The sequence below is a fragment of the Bacillus salipaludis genome (assembly GCF_004358205.1).
This window is the reverse complement of sequence record NZ_SMYO01000004.1, coordinates 448,973-468,583: the sequence shown is the minus strand read 5'-3', so window position 1 is coordinate 468,583 and position 19,611 is coordinate 448,973. Positions and strand designations below refer to the sequence as shown.

Genomic DNA, 19,611 nt, shown 5'->3' with positions numbered 1-19,611 from the left:
AAAAATCCATGCTAATGTTTATAATCCGCCGATTATTTCAAACCATACCTGTGATGATCGGAGTAACCCTAGTTGTCTTTTTAATCATGCAAATGGTCCCAGGAGATCCTGCCGTATTACTCGCAGGAGAGGGTGCCTCCAAAGCAACCATTGCGGGGATTCGTGAATCACTAGGATTAAATAGGCCTTTATATATTCAATATTTTGATTACTTGATTAATATTTTCCATGGAGACTTTGGTGTTTCATTAAAAAACAGCCGGCCTGTGCTGGATGAAATTATGGTTAGGCTGCCCATTACAATGGAGCTCGCATTTTACAGTATCGTCATTACCATTATTTTAGGAATGATTGCCGGAATCATTTCTGCTATCAAACAATATACACTGACGGATATCAGTGTCATGATTGTCGCGTTACTAGGCATCTCCCTTCCCAGCTTCTGGTTAGCATTGATGATGATGTATTTCTTTTCTGTTAAACTGCAAATCTTACCTGTTGCCGGGTGGGACAGCTGGCAAAATATTATCCTTCCAGCTATTACTCTAGGAGCAGGCGGTGCCGCGATTGTAGCAAGGATGACAAGATCCAGTATGCTTGAAGTCGTTCGCCAAGATTATGTCAGAACTGCTCGCGCCAAAGGATTACGGGAACAAGTCATTATTTATAAACATGCCTTAAGAAATGCACTCATTCCTGTCATCACCGTTGTAGGTCTGGAATTTGGTTCATTATTAGGAGGGACAGTCCTGACAGAATCTATTTTTGCGATAAACGGGCTGGGAAGAATGATCGTTGATGCGATCAGAATGAGAGATTTACCAATGGTTCAGGGCGGAGTCCTTGTTGCCTCTCTTATCTTTGTGATTGTCAATTTATTCGTCGATATTTTCTATCGCTTTTTTAATAAACGGATTGAACTAAATTAATAGGTGGTGAATGGACTTGAAAGGAAAAAAGGAAGTTATTTTAGAAGTTAAAGGACTCAAAACTCATTTCCATACAAAACGAGGAATAAGTAAAGCTGTGAATGGAATTGATTTTACCCTCCATAAAGGAGAGACATTGGGAATAGTCGGTGAATCTGGATGTGGAAAAAGTATGACTTCCCTTTCACTATTAAGGCTTATTCCCTCTCCTCCAGGAAAAATCGCCGACGGCTCTATCCTTTTTAAAGGTAAGGATTTAGTAAGCATTTCAGAATCAGAAATGCTTAAGATTCGCGGCAACGAAATTTCGATGATTTTCCAGGAACCAATGACATCCCTTAATCCGGTTATTAGTGTTGGGGAACAAATAGCTGAAGCAGTTAGGCTACATCAAAAAATGGGGAAAAAGGATGCCTGGAATAAGGCAGTTGAGATGCTTAAATTGGTTGGAATTCCATCTCCCGAAAAACGTGCTAAACAAGAGCCGTTTCAACTAAGCGGAGGAATGCGTCAGCGGGTAATGATCGCGATGGCGCTTGCCTGTACACCTGAAGTTTTAATTGCCGACGAGCCGACAACAGCATTGGATGTAACCATTCAGGCGCAAATTTTAGAACTAATTAAGGATCTTCAAACAAAACTCGGTATGGGCGTTATAATGATTACACACGATTTGGGTGTTGTCGCGGAAACATGTGATACAGTTGCCGTCATGTATGCAGGGAATATTGTCGAACATGCGCCAACGGAAAAGATTTTTTCCAATCCACAACACCCATATACACAGGGATTATTGGAATCCTTGCCAAAGATTCATGAAGACAGGGATGAATTACAGACCATTGAGGGTACGGTACCAAGTCCATACAATATGCCGGAAGGCTGCCGTTTTGCATCACGTTGCCCATTCAGGCAGCCTCTTTGTGAAACAAAACTTCCCGATTTGATTGAACTCGAAGACAATGTGAAGGTTCGTTGCTGGAAATTTACAGATCAATGGACAGCACATCCCCAAGAAGAGGAGGTTGTGTAATAATGGCGGCAACTGCAGACAAAAAACTTCTTTTACAAGTGGAGCATCTAAAGCAATATTTTCCGGTTAAAACAGACTCCATGTTTAAACCAAAATCCTATGTAAAGGCCGTTGATGATGTCTCCTTTCATATATATGAAGGGGAAACTTTAAGTATTGTCGGTGAGTCTGGATGCGGCAAATCCACTACAGGCAGGGCGATCCTTCGGTTGGATGAACCAACGGGTGGAAAAGTTTACTTTGAAGACCATAATGTCCTTGAGTTAAATAAAAGCCAAATGCGAAAATTACGTGGCGATCTGCAGGTTATTTTCCAAGATCCGTTCGCATCGCTTAACCCTCGCCAAACCATCAAGCAAATACTGAATGAAGCAATGGCGATTCAACAAGTAGTATCTAAAGAAAAAAGAATGGAACGGATGCTTGAATTGCTTAATTATGTCGGACTGCCGCCTGAAGCACTTGATCGTTATCCACATGAATTCAGTGGCGGACAGCGCCAGCGGATTGGCATAGCAAGGGCCCTTGCGGTAAACCCTAAATTAATCATATGTGATGAAGCGGTTTCAGCACTTGACGTTTCCATCCAAGCGCAAATTCTAAATTTGTTAAAAAAATTGCAAAAGGAATTCCATCTTACCTTTTTGTTTATTTCACACGATTTAAGTGTGGTAAGACATATTTCGGACCGGGTAATGGTTATGTATTTAGGAAAAGTCGTAGAAATTGCGGAGAAAAAAGACTTATTCGATTCACCGCTGCACCCCTACACAAATGCATTATTATCAGCTATTCCTGTCCCAAATCCCGAGATCAAAAAGGAAAGGATTTTACTAAAGGGAGATGTTCCGTCACCTATTAATCCTCCAACAGGGTGCCGTTTTCATACACGCTGCCCGTTTGCTACAAGTAAATGTAAAACAGAGGAACCAGCCCTTAGGGAAATGAAAAGAAACCATTACGTCAGCTGTCATTTCGCGGAGGAATTCCAACATTAATCAGACTCATCTTATTTGCAAGAAGGTTTTTATTTTATAAAATAATAGTAAAATTAAAAAAGAGAGTTCCCGCTCTCTTTTTGTATTCTCTAAAGGAGAATGTTGTAAATGCTAACCTTAGATGCTTTCTCCATCTATATTATGTTGTGTATATTAGCACCATTATTAGGTGCCTTCACCTTACTCTTTTTAATTATTTTTGAAAAACGAATTGATCTTCTAGAAAAACAAACAAGAGAAATTGCTCTTGAACGAGAGCTGCAAACTGCGCTCTATAATCAATTAAATCAAGAAATACAGCCGCATTTCTTTTTTAATACATTGAATTCTATTTTAAGTTTAGCCAGGCTTGATCGAAAAACTGAATTAATCAACTCGATTGAAACCCTTTCGAAATTGCTAAAATACAAATACCAAAAAAACGAATCCATTATCACCATTGAAGAAGAATTAATTTATTCAGGTTATTATTTAGAAATTCAAAAAGTTCGTTTCAGAGACAGACTAAAATTTCATATTTCCATTGAACCTAATGTAAAACATGCAGTAATGATTCCTTTTATGATTCAGACCTTTGTGGAAAATGCATTTAAACACTCCTTCGAAAAAATTCCTGGAGAAGCTATTTTAAAAATCGATATTGTTCAAAAGAATCAGAATGTTCTAGTATCAGTATGGAACAATTCCACTAACCTTGCTCAACAATTTCAGAGTAATGAAGGTGGATTGGGATTAGGGAATATTGAAAAAAGGTTAAAATTGTTATTTCCTAACGAACATACTGCAATTCAGTTATCAAATACTGGTGACGGTACAACCGTTACTGCCATATTCCCATTTAAGACGCTGGAGGAAACGTAAGAAAACGGAGGAAACCCCATGAATGTTTTACTTGTAGACGATGAACCATTGGAATTAGAGCAATTAGACTATTTAATTAGTAATAGGTTTCCCTCATGGAATCTATTCAAAGCACAGGATGCATCTCAAGCCATCCAAATTATGCATTCCAATAATATAACCCTTGCATTTCTGGATATTCACCTGCCAGGGAAAAATGGGTTGGAGTTAGCAGAAGAATTATCCAAAACTTATACGCTCGATATCATAATCGTAACGGCTTTCCAAGATTTCGAATATGCCCGGACATCGATTAGACTTGGTGTCGTTGATTATATTACAAAACCTGTAATTGAAGATGATCTTTATAAAGTCCTTATAAAATACGAGCGAATTGGCAGCTATTCCGACCTTATTTATCAAGCTGTTCAAATTATTCAAAGCGAATTTAATGAGAAACTAACTTTAAATTATTTAGCTTCAAAAATCCATATAAATCCTGCCTATTTAAGCCGCAAGTTTCAAGAAGAGGTTGGAATGGGATTTTCAGAATATTTGAATGAAGTTCGTTTAAAAGCAGCACAAAAAATGTTAATTGAATGTCCTGATATGAGTATTAATGGAATATCAGAGAAATGTGGATTTAATAGTCAGCATTATTTTAGCCAAATGTTTCGTAAAATGACGGGGAAATCACCACGTGATTATCGTTTAAAGGAGATTTAAGGATTGAATAAAGAAAAATATCATATATATATTGCAGGTACAGTCAAACTTGGTGTTGGCTATGGAATTGTAAGTCTGCTCGCTCGTTGGGTAACAGGGAATACGATTTTATCTTCACCAGAATCATTAATGAAATACGGGCTTTCCGGAGTAATCGTTTATTCGTTAATGGGTGCTTTTGCACTTATTTTTTTCGGTTTTCTTGCTCAAAAAATTTGTGCCAAGTACAGAGACCATCAAACGATTGGCGATGTATTACAATCGAAACTTTCTCCAACCGGCTTTTGGATCATGATGGCCTTATTATTTATAACAAGCCTCTATTCAATTTTTATCCAGGCACTGGGGGCAGGGATCCTCTTGCATCTTCTCTTTCCCTTTCCTATTTCCATCGGACTGCTTATCTTTTTATTCATTTGTTTTTTATTTAGCGGTGTAGGCGGAATGCAATGGCTCCATCGGCTTTCCGGTGTGACGATTACCCTTGTTTTCGGAGCTGTCATTGTTATTCCCGTCTATTTTTTCATTCAAGAAGGTGTCTACCCTGTCTACGATGGGGTTAAGCTGTATCATCCCTATTTGTTATATTTTAAAAATTATGATGCCATTTGGTTTTTTCTTGCAGCAATCATTATTGGGATCGGTCAAGCTCTATTCGATTGTGCTACGTGGCAGAGATTATTTATCATTCAAAAAGAAAAAATTCGAATAACCTTCACTCTTACAGGATTTTTATGGGCAACGATTCCTCTTTCAATATCCACTCTAATTTTTATTGCCATTTTCGGAAGAGGTTTCAAAAATATTTATACAATCCTGTTGGAGTTAGTTAATAAAATTCAATCAAACCTATTAATTGTTTTGTTTATATTATTTTGTTTTTGTGTCATTTTGTCCGCCTTAAGTTCAGGATTACACTCAGTTACAGTATTGATGGTTCGAAACATGATTGGGTATTTCCATGAGCAAACCGAAAATGAAAAATGGAAATGGACCTATGTTTTTTCCGGTTCAATTTGTCTTATTTTGTTAATAGTCGTAAGCATCTTGCCGCCAAAACCAATTGAATTGTTATTTTTCTTTGGTAATATTTATGCATCCGTCATCATACCCATGCTTTATATTATTCTAAGTAAAAAAATACTTCCTGCCATCATTCCTTTCGCAGCATTGGTTGGGACCATTGCAGGCCTTCTATTCATGCCCTCTGCAGGTAGTTTTCAAACGATATGGATTAGTTTTTTTGTCCCATTGTGTATTTGTTTAATCCATTTTATCTCTACATTACTTTTCCATAAAAAGAAACCGTCTTCGTAGTCATAAAAGAGAGTACTGATATTTTCAGTACTCTCTTTTATGTCTTTTCAGATTCTTAATAGCATCTACGTATTCTTGGTAATTTACCAAGCTGTTTTCTTTGTTAACCAGTTTATCCTTTAACTGTGTTGCGATTATTACCCCGATAATGATTAAGATAGAACCTAAAATTTGCGAGCGTGTAATGTTAATTTTTAAAACAATCAGGCCGACAATCATTGCAATAAAAGGTTCCAAATTCATAAACAATGAAGCCTTTGAAGCCCCTACCTTTTCAATTTGGCTGTTCCAAATTAACGTACAAACTCCATGCATGATGATGGCAGTAATAATTAATAAAATCCAAGGACCATAATCTCTGCTCATCTTAAGGGGAGATTCCGTTGTGAGGGCAACTGGAGCTAAACTGCTAAAACCGATTATTGTAGAATATACAGTGATGGTAATAGAATGATAGCGTTCCGTTAGCTTTTTTACCATAATCATTGAAATGGAAAAAGAGAGCATCGTAATAAAAATCCATACAATGCCAATTGAAAAATGAAGATGATCCCCATTTGTAATCACAAAGAAAACTCCCATAAAAGCCATAATCATCCCGATTGATAAATTTAATGTAAGTTTTTCCCCAAGAAAAACGGAAGCTAATAAAGCCGTTGTAATAGGGGCTAAGGCTAATATTATAGCGGATGTTGTCGGATCGGCTGTTTCAAGCGCAGCATAAAAGGTCCAATGGTTTATAAATACACCGACCAACCCCAATAAAATAAAAAACAACCAGTCTTTTCGATCAATCCTTTTCCATTTTTTACATTTAAGTGCGTATATCACGATAAAAATCGCAATAAAAAATAACCTTAAAGCGGAAAGAAGCATGGGAGAGAATTCTTTTACCAATATCGCTCCGAATATAAAATTACTGCCCCAGCAAGTAACACAGAATAACAAAAGAAGATAATTTCGGATCATCATTTACCAGTCCTTAATTTTAATAAATGAAAAAGGAAATCTGGGGCTCCCAGAGATCCTTTTTCATAAACTAAATTATAATTGAATGCGAGTGAGTTTGTTACTTTAATGAACCGGAGACAAGATTTCCATTAAAAAATACTGCGGATCTTTTTGATCGTCTTGCTATTGCTTCGGCCGAACAGCTGGCATCGATTAGAACCATATTGGCCGAATCTCCTGCCTTTGGCCAAACTTGGTTACCTTCTTTGTTTAGTGGGGTTATACCGCCGGTTATATATTTCAACGCCTGAGAGAGTGATACCTCATCTGTCCATCTGAAATACTCTAATAGGCGTCCAGCTCTTTCAAGAACATCCCCATTTCCTGTTGGCCACCATGAATCATAAATATTGTCATTTCCTACTGCTACTTCCACTCCCCACTCTGTCAGGGATTTAACTGGAGGAATCGCCCTGCCGATTGGAACACTTGTTACAATCGAAATACCGGCATCTTTCAAAATTTGCGCAACTTCAAACGCTTCTCCTGTCGATACATCCCCAAGTCCAAAAGCATGACTGATTGCTACTCTACCTTCCCAGCCAGCTTCCTTTGTTAAATAGGCAAGCCGTTTCATCGTAAAAGTTCCTAAGTGACCGGGATCATGTAGGTGAAGATCGATATCTGCATTTCCCTCCACTGCGATGTCCATTAACTGAACTAATGATTCTTCAATATTGTTATCCACTGTCGCTGGATCTACCGAACCAACAATCCCTGCTCCATTGCGTACTGCATCTCTAATAAGCTGAATTGTACCGGGACGGAGCAAGCCATGTTGAGCAAAGGCAACAATTTCGGAACTTAGTTTATTAGAATACGATTCTAATGCTAATTGAACTCCTTCTAAGTTTTGTATCCCCACTTCAGGATAAATATCTACATGAGTTCTTACGTGTGTAGAACCTGAAGCGAGCAATATCTCTAGTAAGGCTTCTGCGCGTTCACTTGTACTGGATGGTATAGTTGCAAGAATCTCTTTTTCGATTTCGCAGCGTTCAATCACACCTTTTGCCGGAATGCATGCTCTCCAGTTTTCACCCATATAGGTTTTATCTAAATGAACATGCTTTTCAATAAACGATGGGAGCAACAACAATCCCTTTGCATCCTTCGTTGGTAAATGATTTGAAATTGGTTCCCCGGCCTTAACAATTTCAGAGATTTTTCCATCCGTAATGAATAAATTGAACGTTTCAGTTTCTGTACCGACTACTTTTCCATTCTCGTTTTTAAAGCCAACTTCTAATCTCGCATTCATTAACCAATAACTGCTGTTCATATTCATTCTCCTTTGTGCGTTAAGACAAGACAAAAGGGAATACCTATTAGGAATATCCCTTTTATCCACTGCTTATTTAATCGTTACATCATTTATTTCCAAATAACCAGATGGACTAATCGAAAAGCCTGACACATTCTTAGCAACTGCGGCAACATTTTCAATTACCCTTACCGGAATATATGGAGCATCCTTCATTTCCAATTCTTGAGCCTCTTTGTAAAGCTCGATTCGTTTTTGCTCATTCTTTTCTTTGCGGGCTGCGTCAATCAAGTTATCAACTTGTTTATTACTATAAAAGAAAGTGTTCCCGGCAGGTCCCTGAGAAGCGGAATGCATTAAATTGTATTGATTATAGTCTGCATCCCCGGTTGCATTTCTCCAGCTTAGAATAAACATTTCCGAATTCCCTTTATTTACTTGTTGAACAAAGGTACCATACTCCATAACCTGAACCTTCACTTTAATCCCAATTCCTTTTAATTGAGATTGAACAACTTCAGCAAGATTTATTCTTTGTTTGTCGTCCATTGTTAGTAAAGTAGTCTCAAATCCATTTGGATAACCCGCTTCAGCAAGTAATTTTTTCGCTTCATTAAGGTTGTAATCATATCTTTTTAGGTCAGCGCTGTAGCCCAAAACCTTTGGCCCCATGAGGGAATTGGCTTTTTTACCTACATTGTTATAAACTCCCTTGATAATGGAATCCATTTCAATGGCATGTGCGATTGCTTTTCGAACCCGAACATCTGTGAAAGGTTTCTTTTTAACATTAAAACCAATATATTCGGTTCCATATCCTTCACTGCGGTATACTTCGGATGCTTGTGAACCTTCTACCGTGTCAATCATCTCAACTGAAAGCGGTTCAGCAATTTGAGCCTCACCTGTTTCAAGCATGGAGACTCTTGTAGTTTCTTCTGGAACTACCTTAAATACGACTTTATCTAACTTTGGTTTTGTTCCCCAGTAATTCTCGTTTTTAACTAAAACAATTTCCTGCCCTGGTGTCCAAGATTTGAAGGCAAAAGGACCGGTTCCATCTGGTTCCTGAATAATTTTCTTTCCATATTTCTCAATCGCTTTTGGGCTGATAATGTCTCCTTCATGGTTAGCCAAAATAGAAAGTAATGGTGAAAATGGCTCTGTTAAGATAAATTGAACCGTATAATCATCTACGACCTTTACTTCTTTCACCATTTTAAATACAACCGCTCTCGGCGAAGCGACCTTTGGATCTAACAATCGATCAAATGTCGCTTTTACAGCCTGTGCATTAAATGGTGAACCATCTTGGAATTTAACACCTTTTCTAAGATAAAACTCCCATGTAGTATCATTCAACTGTTTCCACTTTTCAGCTAGTAATGGCTGAATTTCCGAATTTTTATCTCTTCCAACCAGACCCTCATAAATTTTTTCATGTGTTACGCTTGCTGCATTAATTGTTGACATAAACTGATGGTCTAAATTTTCTGCATCTGATAGACGCGCAATCACTAATGTTTTACCTTCAGTTGAAGCTTTACTCGTTTCATTTCCTTTTGTGCTTACATTTTTATTTGTTGAACAGCCAGCAATCATCATGGCCATCAACAAAACGAGAAAAAACTTTCCTAACACTTTTTTTACATTCATTAGACATAGCCCCTTATTTTTTATTTTATTGGCGTTTGTCTAATTATAAAAAATATTCTGACGATTTTATTTCAAATATCTTTACTTAAATTTGCAATATCTTTACTACTTTTTTAATCAGATAGATTCTACAATTTTAAGGGAAGCTGGGAACAATTCAGTTTCGGACAGCTGTTGATAATCTCTTTCTAAATATCCTTTTTTCATCTTGTCAAAATAGAGCTGTCCCTTGTCTTTGATTTCATTTAAATTAAGGCCTGGAATCTTTTGGTCCTTCATTACGACCCTGCCATTGATAATCGATAATTTAACATCCCTTCCTGTCCCACTAGCAAACATGGTTCGAATCGGATCATCTAAAACTCCCATATAAAATCCATCTAAGTCAATAGCAATGATATCCGCTTTCGCTCCAACAGCAATGCGACCAAGATCTTCCCTTCCAAGAAACTTAGCAGCACCGAGAGTGGCAGAACGAAAGAAATCTGCATAGGAGCAGTCATCCACGTCCCTTTCCTGTATACGTGACAGCATGCTGCCGGTTCTGATATTTTGAAACATATCAGGCGGAAACGTATCTGTTCCAAGTGCCAAATTGATTCCTGCCCGTTTATATTTTGCATAAGTTTCAAGTGCTGAACCATGCCTGCCGATGATTAAAGGACAATGAATCACCGTTGTATTCGTCTCTTTTAATAAACGCAAATCATCCCCTTGGCCAGCCATTGCTTCACTATATCCAGATATAAAATGTGCATGCGGAATTCCCGTTTGTGAACCTAAGAAACCAAGATCATACAAATATTGAATAGGAGTTGCTCCATGTTCTTTTACAATTGTATGATATTCAAAACTTCCTTGAGCAGCATGGAGTTTTATGGGAACCCCTAATTTTTCACTATAATATTTGGTCTGTTTCAAGCTTTCTGCTGTTTGGCACTCAATTCGTTCCGGTGCAAGCATTCCTCTTACCAAGCCATCAAAAGCACCATCAAATTCCTCAACAAACTTTACAGCCTTTTGTAAACCCTCTTTCCCTGCTTGTTCATCCCAGTAAAGCTTTATCGTTCCATCAGGCTGAACCACTCTAATCCCGGATTGATAACTTGGCCCGATATATAATCTAAGTCCTAGGTTACCTGCATGCTGAGCAGCTGCCGCAATTTCTTCATACGTTTCGGCCCATCTCTTATAAAAAACAGACGTAATCGGCATGGCGGTCGTAATTCCATGAAGGATCAGCTGTGAATAGGCATATAAGGATTTAAAAGCCTCTTCTTCTTCTGTCATTACTTCATGATGACCCTTTTCGATATAACGCTCCGACCATAGCAGATTTTTCTGTCTGTTCGCCCCTGCCTCTAAATGTAAGATATCGTGGTCAATATCTCCAAGTGCGTTTAAATCGATAAAACCAGGGCTTATCACTGCGTTACCAGTGTCAATCATTTCATCTACTTCTCCAGGAAAGTTTTTCCCAACATAGATGATGGTATCATCTTCATAAACAACCTCCGCATTTTTAAGGAGGACATGATCATATCCATCATAGCCGATAACATATTTTCCTTTTAGTTTAGTTTTCATTCAAATGCTCCTTTCTTTATAGTAAAATCATAATCTTCCTCGTTATATCTCTTTTCATCAATATAGGCACGTGCATGTCCCCAAAAATATTTTGTTGGCTGCATGTATTTTTCAAGACCGGCACGCTTGATGGTGGAACATGCCTCTTCATTGGCCTCAGTTAAAATCGCACCTTCATCAACGGTTAGAACGCTTCGCCCTTCCATGATTAGATTTCCATCTACAATTGTATGTTCTACATCATTTGCTACAGCTTGATAGACAAGTCGATGTACATGCATAAATTCAGGCGTTAGGTGGGGCTGATTTAGGTTGACGGTAATAACATCTGCTTTTTTCCCGACTTCCAGCGATCCCAATTCGTCATCCCAGCCAATGCATTTCGCGGCATCGATTGTAATCATTTCCAATAGTTTTCCAGGAGGTAAATAATATTCGTCTCTTAATGCTGCTTGATGAATAAACTGAGTTTTCCTCATTGCTTGAAAGAGATCAAAGCTTGTGGATGGAGAAGTTCCATCAGTAGAAATAGCAACTGTAGCTCCCAATTCAAGTAATTCGATGATGGGTGTACGTGCATGTACCTGTGTAAATCCTGGTGACGCACTCACATTTGTACCTGTTTCAGCTAAAATTTTTGCCTCATCAAAAGAAATTCCACGGCAATGCTGAAGGTGAACATCGGGACCTAAAAGTGCATTTTCCTTATCCTTGACGGCCAAATGAATCATTCCACCAAAGGCATCCGAGTGAATTCTTGTATTATATTTTCTCGCAATCTCTCTAATCTTTTTCGCTTGTAAGCGGTCATGATCCGTTAAACCATAAAGCCTCGCCGGTGAAGTTGGACTGGAAGGGTCTACGGAAGTAACGATTACAAATGGTGTAATAAAGGCTCTTGTTTTATCTTGATTCGCATGATTCAATGCTTCGATGACTGCTTCAGCACCCTTGATTACTTCCTCGTAAGTTACTTCTCTAGTTACTCTTTTCCCATCAACCCAGCGGCTGAATAAATGCGGCCAAGGGGGATTGCAAGGACCAGTACAAACCACCTCTCTAACACCAACTTCGGCATAAGCCTTAGCATGATTGATTGCAAAAATCGGATCATCTGACCGCGGCATCGAACCTAAAACGGAAACTCCAGTCGTGATTCCAGCTTTTAATCGTTCTAAAGCAGAAAGCTTTCCTTCGTAATACCAAAAATCATCTGTTACAAAATGGTTATACGTATTTGTCATAATTGGCATCCAAAAGTCAATATTCTCCATTGCAATCGTTTTAAACATCGAATGTCCGCCATGACCATGAACATCAATTAATCCTGGTAAAATACACTGATGGCTGCAATCCAACACTTTTTTAGCTTCAAATTTTCCCATTAGCCTTTCTGTTGTATCTACAGCTAAAATTCTTCCCTTATTTATGGCGACTGCACCATCTTGAAGAATTCGTCTATTTTTATCCATGGTGATCACGGTTCCATGTATAAGCAGTAAGTCAATCAAATAGGTCCGCCTCCTTTTCCTCTCAGACTTGTTCAAGAAATACCCTTGAACGAGTACAACACCTATTTAAATTATAAAAAAAAGGTCTTTTTTATATTTTCAGAATTCATACTATTTTTTAAACTTTTTTTACTAGATCCTCTTGTTGTATTTACTTAAAATATTGATTTTGATTAAAATTTAGTGAAAAACGAAAAGCGGAAGTGTCTTGAACAGCCCCAACAAGTGCTGGAGGGCCTGACGGTGAAGTGGTTCTTTGACTTCATCGGCATGCCTACATCACTGAATTTTCATCTTTGCAGGCATGCGAGGAGTAAACGGTACTTCCTTGAATATGCTTTGCCGCAGGAGCAGATTTGCAACCTAGGAAAAAAGCAGTTCATTTTTTCCCTAGAGGGGCTAAGCGCTGGAGCTAGACAAATTCTCGAAGTCAAAATTTATACTTTATTATTCTCTTAATGAGGGGGCATGAAGAAATGAATGTTTTAATTGTTGATGATGAGCCATTAGAATTGGAACAAATGGAATATATGCTTCAATCAGAATGCCCCAATTGGAAGATTTACAAAGCTGCCGATGCAAACCAAGCACATGAGATTAATCAGAATTTTTCTATCCAATTGGCTTTTTTAGATATAAACCTTCCAGGAAAATCAGGATTGGAATTCGGAGAAGAATTGCGGAAAATCAATCAGGAAGTGGACATCATTATGGTGACAGCCTGTCAGAATTTCAACTATGCACAACAATCCATTCGAATCGGAGTAGTTGATTATTTAACCAAGCCTATTATTGAAAGTGAATTATTAAGTGTTCTAGCAAAATATAAGGACAAACAGCAAGAAAAGGGTTATTCCAGTCTTATAGACAGTTCACTAAAGTTGATCCATGAAAAATTCAATGAAAAGATCTCCTTGTTAACTGTTGCGAATCAGGTGCATGTTAATCCGACATACTTGAGCCGGAAATTTCATGAAGAAGTCGGGGTATCCTTTTCTGAGTATCTAATCCAATATCGGATTCAAACAGCCAAACAATTTTTGATTACGAACATAAATTGGACGATATCGGATATTGCCGAAAAATCCGGATTCAGCAGCCAGCACTATTTCAGTACGTTATTTCGCAAAATTGTAGGAATATCTCCTACAGAATTCCGTGAAAGAGAAAATAAATCACTTTCTTCTTCCCAATAATAACAGGGATAAAAGAAAGTGATTTACTATTAAAGCATTTCTGTCTGAAGTTAATACTAGCTCAAACCGACATCATATAACCAGCGCCCCAAACTGTCTCAATAAATTGAGGGTTGGATGGGTCTTTTTCAATTTTATTGCGGATTTTTCTAATATGCACCGTAATGGTGGTAATATCCCCCGATGAATCCATTCCCCATATGCTTTCAAATAGATCTTCTTTGCTAAAAACCCGATTTGGGTGCAGAGCTAAGAAAAGCAATAAGTCAAATTCTTTCGCAGTTAAAGATATCTTCTTATCATTCACATAAACCTTCCGAGCCATTTCGTCAATGACAAGCCCTCGGATTCTTATTTCCTTTTTGGCCGTATCCATATTTCCTATTAAACGCTCATAGCGTGCCAGATGGGCCTTCACCCTGGCAACCAGCTCACTTGGACTGAACGGCTTAATAATATAATCATCGGCCCCAAGACCCAAGCCTCTTATTTTATCAATATCTTCCTTCTTGGCAGAGACAATTAAAATCGGGATATTCTTTACAGCTCTAACTTGTTTACAAATTTCGAAGCCATCCACCTCCGGAAGCATGATATCGATGATTAATAGATCATACTCTTTATTTAATGCACGTTTTAGCCCTTCCTTACCTGAGGTTTGTAATTCAACATCATGTCCATTAATCTCCAGGTAATCTTGCTGTAATTCCCCAATATCAAGATCATCTTCAATGATTAAAATTTTTTTCAATGTATTCACCACTCTAAATTGTCTTCTTCAGCGTAAAAAAGATACTTGTACCGATCCCTAATTTACTTTCCACCCAAATATCGCCGCCATGCTCTGTAATAATCTGTTTTGCTATTGCAAGGCCAAGACCGCTCCCGCCGGTTGATTTATTTCTTGACGTATCAACGCGATAAAAACGTTCAAAAATATAAGGGAGTGACTCTTGTTCAATTCCTGAACCATTATCACGGACTTCAATTTCTACAAAATCCCCTTTACCTTGAATATAAATCTCTATTTGTTTTTCTGCCTTTTTCATATGTTTTATGGAATTATTAATTATATTTGACAATACTCTTCTTAACTTATCACGATCGGCAATGACCCTTACTTCGTTTTCTGTCCTATTTTTAACAAAAATTTTTATATCCTTTTCCTCTAAATCAAAACCTATTTCCTCAACAAAATTGATGATATAACGGATGATTTCAATGTCCTCGAAGGAAAAGGGCATCTTTTTTAAATCAAGTTTGGAAAATAGAAATAAATCGTCAATTAATTGATCCATATCTGTCGCTTTTCGTTTGATGGTTGAAAGATATCTCTCCGTCTTCCCCTGTGATTCTGCAACACCATCTTGGATTCCTTCAATATACCCTTTGATCGCTGTAATCGGTGTTTTTAAATCATGTGAAATGTTCGAAATTAACTCCTTTCGGCTTTCCTCATACTGAAGCTGAAGTTTAATGGATTCTTTTAGTTTTGTCCTCATTTTGTCAAATGCATGATTAAGCTGACCAATCTCATCCTGTCTATCATACTCAATCTTAACATTCAGATTCCCTTCACCCATTTGTTCTGTTGCGTTTTTCAAAGAAAATAACGGCTTAATAATACTCTTGGATACAAAATAACTTAATAAACCATTTACAAGAATTAATGAAAGAAATAATAGCCCGAATATTAATGGAAATAAGCTTCTCGAAAGCTCAACAAATGGACTTACTTCTCTCATAATGATAACACTGCCTTTTTCTTGATTCGGAAAATAAAAATCGAACTTTACATATAAAAAAAATTGATGATCGATACTGATGGTATCTCTTACTTTAATATTTTCCGGTTCAAATGGAGGAAGCTTTTTTTCATCCTTTATAGAGTTTAAAATTTTTGAGGAATGGACAATTTTATCTCCTTTACGGACGATTAATCCAGAGGTAACTGAATCTAACTTTTGATCATATTGTTTAAGCATGGTTTGATTTAACAATTGATTTGGCTGTTTTTTCGCTAAATATTTAACATCCAGGAATACATTTTCCTCTGGTTTTGTTAAGGGCTTAAGCGCATATTGACGTGTATACAAATCTTTAATACTTCGAATATCCCCTGTAATTGCCACCGGAATCAACAAAGCGCTTATTAAAAAAAGTACTAGCGTCACGATTAGCATCGTTGTATGTGAAATGAATAATCGCCACCGAATGGACATAAGCGTGCCTCCTGCCGAGGTACAGTTTTTTTAAATTTACCGTAAAGGAAACAAGGTTGCCACCTTTTTGTAGACAACCTTGTTTTGAATTCAATTATTTCAATAGTTGTTTTTAAAAACTAAATTTTGGTTTAAATTCACCTTTATAAGGCTCATGTTCAACGAATACCGTTATGTCCCTGCCATTACTGTCTTTACCAGTTCTTTTATAAGTAAATTTATTTTTATTAAGCTCAGTAAGTTCAAGAGCGGCACCATACTTATTAGCTCCAATTGAAACATGGGCTCTTATTTTATTTTCATGTGCAACATCAAAGTAACCATAATCACCACGGCTTGCGCCCGTTTGAGCATTGAAAAACTCATATTTATTCGTCTTGTCATCAAATTTTGCCAGACTTATAAAATTTGAATTATATTTTGTAACATCATTGCCGTTTTCATCTAATACCTTTGTACCGTGCCAAAGAGTGCTGCCTAAAATTTTATCCCCATCAATGTTTTTAACAATATCCCCTGTAGTAGTGTCCAACTGCTTGTCTGGATCCGTAAAAGACAGTTCCTTTCCTTTATATGGAACATGTTCAACGAATACCTCTACATCGTTGCCATTAGCATCTTTTCCCATTCTTTTATAGGTAAAAACATCTTTAGTTAGTTTTGTCATATCAACAACAGCTTGGTAATTCATTGATTCTGAAATTAATATTCGCTTCTTCCCATCATTGGTGATAAAGAAAGTACCTTTATCGCCACGACTTTTACCAGTTTTCGCATCAAAAAATTCATATCTTCCTGATTTCGCATCATATTTTGCAAGACCAATGAAGTTTGCATTCTCATTTGTTAAGTCATGATGGTCTTTGTCGTATACCCTTGTACCCTGCCAATTTGTACTGCTAAGGATGTTAGCCATTTTCTGACCTTTAGTCAGTTTATTTTCGGATTGAATATTCGTTTGTTCTATTTTTGTGTCGTTCTTTTGTTTACTTACTTTGGCTTGTGCAATTGTGTTATACGCAGCTAATGCTATTGACAATCCAAGTAAAGGTGTAAATATTTTTGCTTTCTTGATCATTTATTTCATCTCCTAATTCATTTTTGGCATTTCTCAATAAAATAGTATTTCTTTTGTATTCTGATTTATGATTTCGTCGACGTACACTGATTGTACCTAACAGAACTTAACTCCCCATATAAAAAACATTATCAAATTCTTAACTTTTAAGTTTGATATCTTAAGCTAATTTAAAAACCGCACAGTTGTTGCTGTGCGGTTTTTAATACGAGAAAGTGTTCTAATTAGTTTTTTTCCTAACCTAGTTCACTTCTGTTCCAGCAATTCAAGAGATTGCTTTTTATGCAAATGATACAATGGATTCGTTGGATCTGTTGCAATCGCATTCTCAATTGCTTCCATTGATTCTTCATGCTTGCCGAGTGATCTTAGACTATTTGCCTTATGAAAAGAAAAATCGTATCTATTCGGCTGAAGAGCAAGTAACTTATCCATTTCAATTACAGCTTCCGCATGCCTTCCAAGCTCTCTTAAATAATTTGATTTATGGTAGCGGTAAAATGTTCCCTTCGGATCCAAATTACATGCTTTATCATATTCATTCAGAGCTTGCTCCGGTTTTTTCATTAATCTGAAACAATTTGCGGTGTAAAAATAAAAGTCTAGATCCTTTGGGTCAAGCGTTAGTGCTTTATTGAATTCAGTTAAAGCAGCAACATGTTTCTTTAATTCTAGCAGGAAATATCCTTTGTAATAGATTAGATCAAGATTATTGCAATCGAATTCAAGTCCTCTATCAATTTCCAAAATCGCATCTTCATACTTATCCGTTAACGCTAAAGCTTTTGCTTTTTTTATAGAATCATTACTTTCTTTATATTCCATGTTAAGAATGTTTACAACTTTTTGCTGATTAAGCTCTTTTGCATGTTGAAGGGACGACTTACCGTCTCTATCAGCCAAATGAACATCTGCACCTGCATCTATAAGGGTTTGAATGATATCAGAATATAATCTGCCTCCATTTCCCAAAATAACTGCCTCAAGTAGTGCAGACCATCCTAGATTATTGACATGATTTACCGGAACTCCTGCATCCAAACAAATTTGTACGGTTTTCAAATATCCTTTTTCACTCGAAGGCAATAAAGCTGTTCCGCCAAACCGATTCACACTTTTTACATCAGCACCTGCATCGATCATCCAACGCAAAATTTTATGAAAACCATTTGCTGCGGAGCATATAAACGGAGAGAGTTGGGTAATATCTCTTGCGTTAACATCACTTCCGGCCCCAATTAATAGCTTTGCAACATCTTCCTGATTTTTTTGTGTTGCCGCCATTAAAGCAGTTCTGCCATCCGCATCTTTATAATCTACACTTGCACCGTCTTTTAAAAGCTGTTCGACAAGATCATATTCTCCCCGTTCACTAGCATGAATAAGATTTTGGCTTAAGGATTGATTTTCCATTAATATTCTCCTTTACATTCTTAAATCCAAACTACCCATTATTCAAAAATAGTTTCTTCTACTCCACTTTGCGCAATCATTGTATCCAGGATTATACAAAATATTACGATAATTTAATTTAAAAATATTTACCTATATTTAAATTATCTTTACTAGAACCGCAAATCAACATTTCGAGTTTTTGAAAATTTTTACCGTAAATCTTTAATAAAAAGGCTATGTTAAAGAACAAAATTGATTTTTAAACAAAGTTGATTGGAGCGGAAGGCACGAAGACTCCTGTGGGAGTACGGGGTAGGGGAGACCCCACAGGAGCAAAGCGACGAGGAGGCTCCCCAGACCGCCCACGGAAAGCGAAGTGCCTGGAGCGGAAATCAACAACCCAGTTTAACAGTGCCAATAAAAAAAGAGACTAAATTGTCTCTTTTTTGCTTTCTCTAGCAAGAAATATGAGGCTTATCGTAATAATGGTAAACGCAACAAACGCCAGCATCGGAATGGTTATGAAACCAAGCCAATTCAGATAATCCTTTGAACAAGGAACACCTGTAGTGCACATTTCAAACTGTTGCAGGTACGGTATTTTTTGCAGCACCATATGATATCCAGAAATAAGCATCCCAATGATGGATAATGGTAAAACATATCGATAGATGGCTAAATCATTTCGATAGCCGGCGATTCCAAGAATAATCACTAATGGGTACATGAAAATTCTTTGATACCAGCAAAGTGTGCATGGGATAAAATGACGGACTTCACTAAAGTACAAGCTCCCAAGTGTGGCGATAATTGCAGCAACCCAAGCAAGTAATAAGGATTTATTCATT

17 protein-coding genes are annotated in these 19,611 nt (G+C 37.2%); 7 read left to right on the top strand and 10 right to left on the bottom strand.

The genetic code is table 11. The features are described 5' to 3' along the window. Nucleotides 1–8 precede the first annotated feature (8 nt). The 6 genes from E2K98_RS10400 to E2K98_RS10375 all read left to right on the top strand — a co-directional run bounded on the left by E2K98_RS10400 (nucleotide 9) and on the right by E2K98_RS10375 (nucleotide 5,843). A complete protein-coding gene (locus E2K98_RS10400; RefSeq protein ID WP_133334162.1) occupies nucleotides 9–929 on the top strand; it encodes an ABC transporter permease in 921 nt (306 codons plus the stop codon). 16 nt (nucleotides 930–945) lie between these two features. Beyond that, nucleotides 946–1,962, top strand: a complete 1,017-nt coding sequence (locus E2K98_RS10395) for an ABC transporter ATP-binding protein (protein ID WP_235824777.1) — start codon at nucleotides 946–948, stop codon at nucleotides 1,960–1,962. 2 nt (nucleotides 1,963–1,964) lie between these two features. After that, nucleotides 1,965–2,960: an ABC transporter ATP-binding protein gene (locus E2K98_RS10390; RefSeq protein WP_133334160.1), complete on the top strand. Its 996-nt coding sequence runs from the start codon at nucleotides 1,965–1,967 to the stop codon at nucleotides 2,958–2,960. Between the two features lie 108 nt (nucleotides 2,961–3,068). Then, nucleotides 3,069–3,821 (top strand): sensor histidine kinase, encoded by a 753-nt coding sequence (locus E2K98_RS10385; RefSeq protein ID WP_133334159.1) that lies wholly within the window; start codon nucleotides 3,069–3,071, stop codon nucleotides 3,819–3,821. An 18-nt stretch (nucleotides 3,822–3,839) separates the two neighbouring features. Then, a complete protein-coding gene (locus E2K98_RS10380; protein ID WP_133334158.1) occupies nucleotides 3,840–4,526 on the top strand; it encodes a response regulator transcription factor in 687 nt (228 codons plus the stop codon). 3 nt (nucleotides 4,527–4,529) lie between these two features. Then, complete coding sequence (locus E2K98_RS10375) at nucleotides 4,530–5,843, top strand: SLC5/6 family protein (RefSeq protein ID WP_133334157.1); 1,314 nt, start codon at nucleotides 4,530–4,532, stop codon at nucleotides 5,841–5,843. 24 nt (nucleotides 5,844–5,867) lie between these two features. Here E2K98_RS10375 and E2K98_RS10370 read toward each other — a convergent pair whose 3' ends face one another. The 5 genes from E2K98_RS10370 to E2K98_RS10350 form a co-directional block, all read right to left on the bottom strand. Next, a complete protein-coding gene (locus E2K98_RS10370; RefSeq protein WP_235824776.1) occupies nucleotides 5,868–6,815 on the bottom strand; it encodes a DMT family transporter in 948 nt (315 codons plus the stop codon). 97 nt (nucleotides 6,816–6,912) lie between these two features. Next, nucleotides 6,913–8,136, bottom strand: coding sequence for an amidohydrolase (locus E2K98_RS10365; protein ID WP_133334156.1), 1,224 nt, complete (start codon nucleotides 8,134–8,136; stop codon nucleotides 6,913–6,915). Nucleotides 8,137–8,208: 72 nt separating this feature from the next. After that, on the bottom strand, nucleotides 8,209–9,774 hold the full coding sequence (locus E2K98_RS10360) for a glutathione ABC transporter substrate-binding protein (protein WP_133334155.1): 1,566 nt from the start codon (nucleotides 9,772–9,774) through the stop codon (nucleotides 8,209–8,211). Nucleotides 9,775–9,891: 117 nt separating this feature from the next. Beyond that, nucleotides 9,892–11,361, bottom strand: a complete 1,470-nt coding sequence (locus E2K98_RS10355) for an amidohydrolase family protein (RefSeq protein WP_133334154.1) — start codon at nucleotides 11,359–11,361, stop codon at nucleotides 9,892–9,894. Continuing rightward, nucleotides 11,358–12,833 carry an amidohydrolase family protein gene (locus E2K98_RS10350; protein WP_133334223.1) on the bottom strand — a complete coding sequence of 492 codons (1,476 nt, stop codon included), beginning with the start codon at nucleotides 12,831–12,833 and terminating at the stop codon, nucleotides 11,358–11,360. Before E2K98_RS10350 ends, E2K98_RS10355 begins: the two co-directional genes overlap by 4 nt. Nucleotides 12,834–13,348: 515 nt before the next feature. Here E2K98_RS10350 and E2K98_RS10340 point away from each other — a divergent pair. Continuing rightward, nucleotides 13,349–14,068 carry a response regulator transcription factor gene (locus E2K98_RS10340; protein ID WP_133334152.1) on the top strand — a complete coding sequence of 240 codons (720 nt, stop codon included), beginning with the start codon at nucleotides 13,349–13,351 and terminating at the stop codon, nucleotides 14,066–14,068. A gap of 61 nt (nucleotides 14,069–14,129) precedes the next feature. Here E2K98_RS10340 and E2K98_RS10335 read toward each other — a convergent pair whose 3' ends face one another. From E2K98_RS10335 to E2K98_RS10310, 5 genes are all read right to left on the bottom strand, one after another. Continuing rightward, entirely contained in the window at nucleotides 14,130–14,828 is a 699-nt protein-coding gene (locus E2K98_RS10335) for a response regulator transcription factor (RefSeq protein WP_133334222.1), read from the bottom strand. A gap of 4 nt (nucleotides 14,829–14,832) precedes the next feature. After that, entirely contained in the window at nucleotides 14,833–16,290 is a 1,458-nt protein-coding gene (locus E2K98_RS10330) for a sensor histidine kinase (RefSeq protein ID WP_133334151.1), read from the bottom strand. A 112-nt stretch (nucleotides 16,291–16,402) separates the two neighbouring features. Beyond that, nucleotides 16,403–17,368, bottom strand: a complete 966-nt coding sequence (locus E2K98_RS10325) for a DUF4822 domain-containing protein (protein WP_133334150.1) — start codon at nucleotides 17,366–17,368, stop codon at nucleotides 16,403–16,405. A 246-nt stretch (nucleotides 17,369–17,614) separates the two neighbouring features. Continuing rightward, nucleotides 17,615–18,781, bottom strand: coding sequence for an ankyrin repeat domain-containing protein (locus E2K98_RS10320; protein ID WP_133334149.1), 1,167 nt, complete (start codon nucleotides 18,779–18,781; stop codon nucleotides 17,615–17,617). A 412-nt stretch (nucleotides 18,782–19,193) separates the two neighbouring features. After that, nucleotides 19,194–19,610: a disulfide oxidoreductase gene (locus E2K98_RS10310; RefSeq protein WP_133334147.1), complete on the bottom strand. Its 417-nt coding sequence runs from the start codon at nucleotides 19,608–19,610 to the stop codon at nucleotides 19,194–19,196. Nucleotide 19,611 lies beyond the last annotated feature (1 nt).

Bases quoted from the DNA above. Each gene is read 5' to 3' on its own strand.
- E2K98_RS10380 (WP_133334158.1), top strand. From the start codon at position 3,840: ATGAATGTTTTACTTGTAGACGATGAACCATTGGAATTAGAGCAATTA.
- E2K98_RS10330 (WP_133334151.1), bottom strand. From the start codon at position 16,290: ATGTCCATTCGGTGGCGATTATTCATTTCACATACAACGATGCTAATC.
- E2K98_RS10350 (WP_133334223.1), bottom strand. From the start codon at position 12,833: ATGGATAAAAATAGACGAATTCTTCAAGATGGTGCAGTCGCCATAAAT.
- E2K98_RS10365 (WP_133334156.1), bottom strand. From the start codon at position 8,136: ATGAACAGCAGTTATTGGTTAATGAATGCGAGATTAGAAGTTGGCTTT.
- E2K98_RS10355 (WP_133334154.1), bottom strand. From the start codon at position 11,361: ATGAAAACTAAACTAAAAGGAAAATATGTTATCGGCTATGATGGATAT.
- E2K98_RS10370 (WP_235824776.1), bottom strand. From the start codon at position 6,815: ATGATGATCCGAAATTATCTTCTTTTGTTATTCTGTGTTACTTGCTGG.
- E2K98_RS10325 (WP_133334150.1), bottom strand. From the start codon at position 17,368: ATGATCAAGAAAGCAAAAATATTTACACCTTTACTTGGATTGTCAATA.
- E2K98_RS10340 (WP_133334152.1), top strand. From the start codon at position 13,349: ATGAATGTTTTAATTGTTGATGATGAGCCATTAGAATTGGAACAAATG.
- E2K98_RS10360 (WP_133334155.1), bottom strand. From the start codon at position 9,774: ATGAATGTAAAAAAAGTGTTAGGAAAGTTTTTTCTCGTTTTGTTGATG.
- E2K98_RS10320 (WP_133334149.1), bottom strand. From the start codon at position 18,781: ATGGAAAATCAATCCTTAAGCCAAAATCTTATTCATGCTAGTGAACGG.
- E2K98_RS10310 (WP_133334147.1), bottom strand. From the start codon at position 19,610: ATGAATAAATCCTTATTACTTGCTTGGGTTGCTGCAATTATCGCCACA.
- E2K98_RS10390 (WP_133334160.1), top strand. From the start codon at position 1,965: ATGGCGGCAACTGCAGACAAAAAACTTCTTTTACAAGTGGAGCATCTA.
- E2K98_RS10400 (WP_133334162.1), top strand. From the start codon at position 9: ATGCTAATGTTTATAATCCGCCGATTATTTCAAACCATACCTGTGATG.
- E2K98_RS10385 (WP_133334159.1), top strand. From the start codon at position 3,069: ATGCTAACCTTAGATGCTTTCTCCATCTATATTATGTTGTGTATATTA.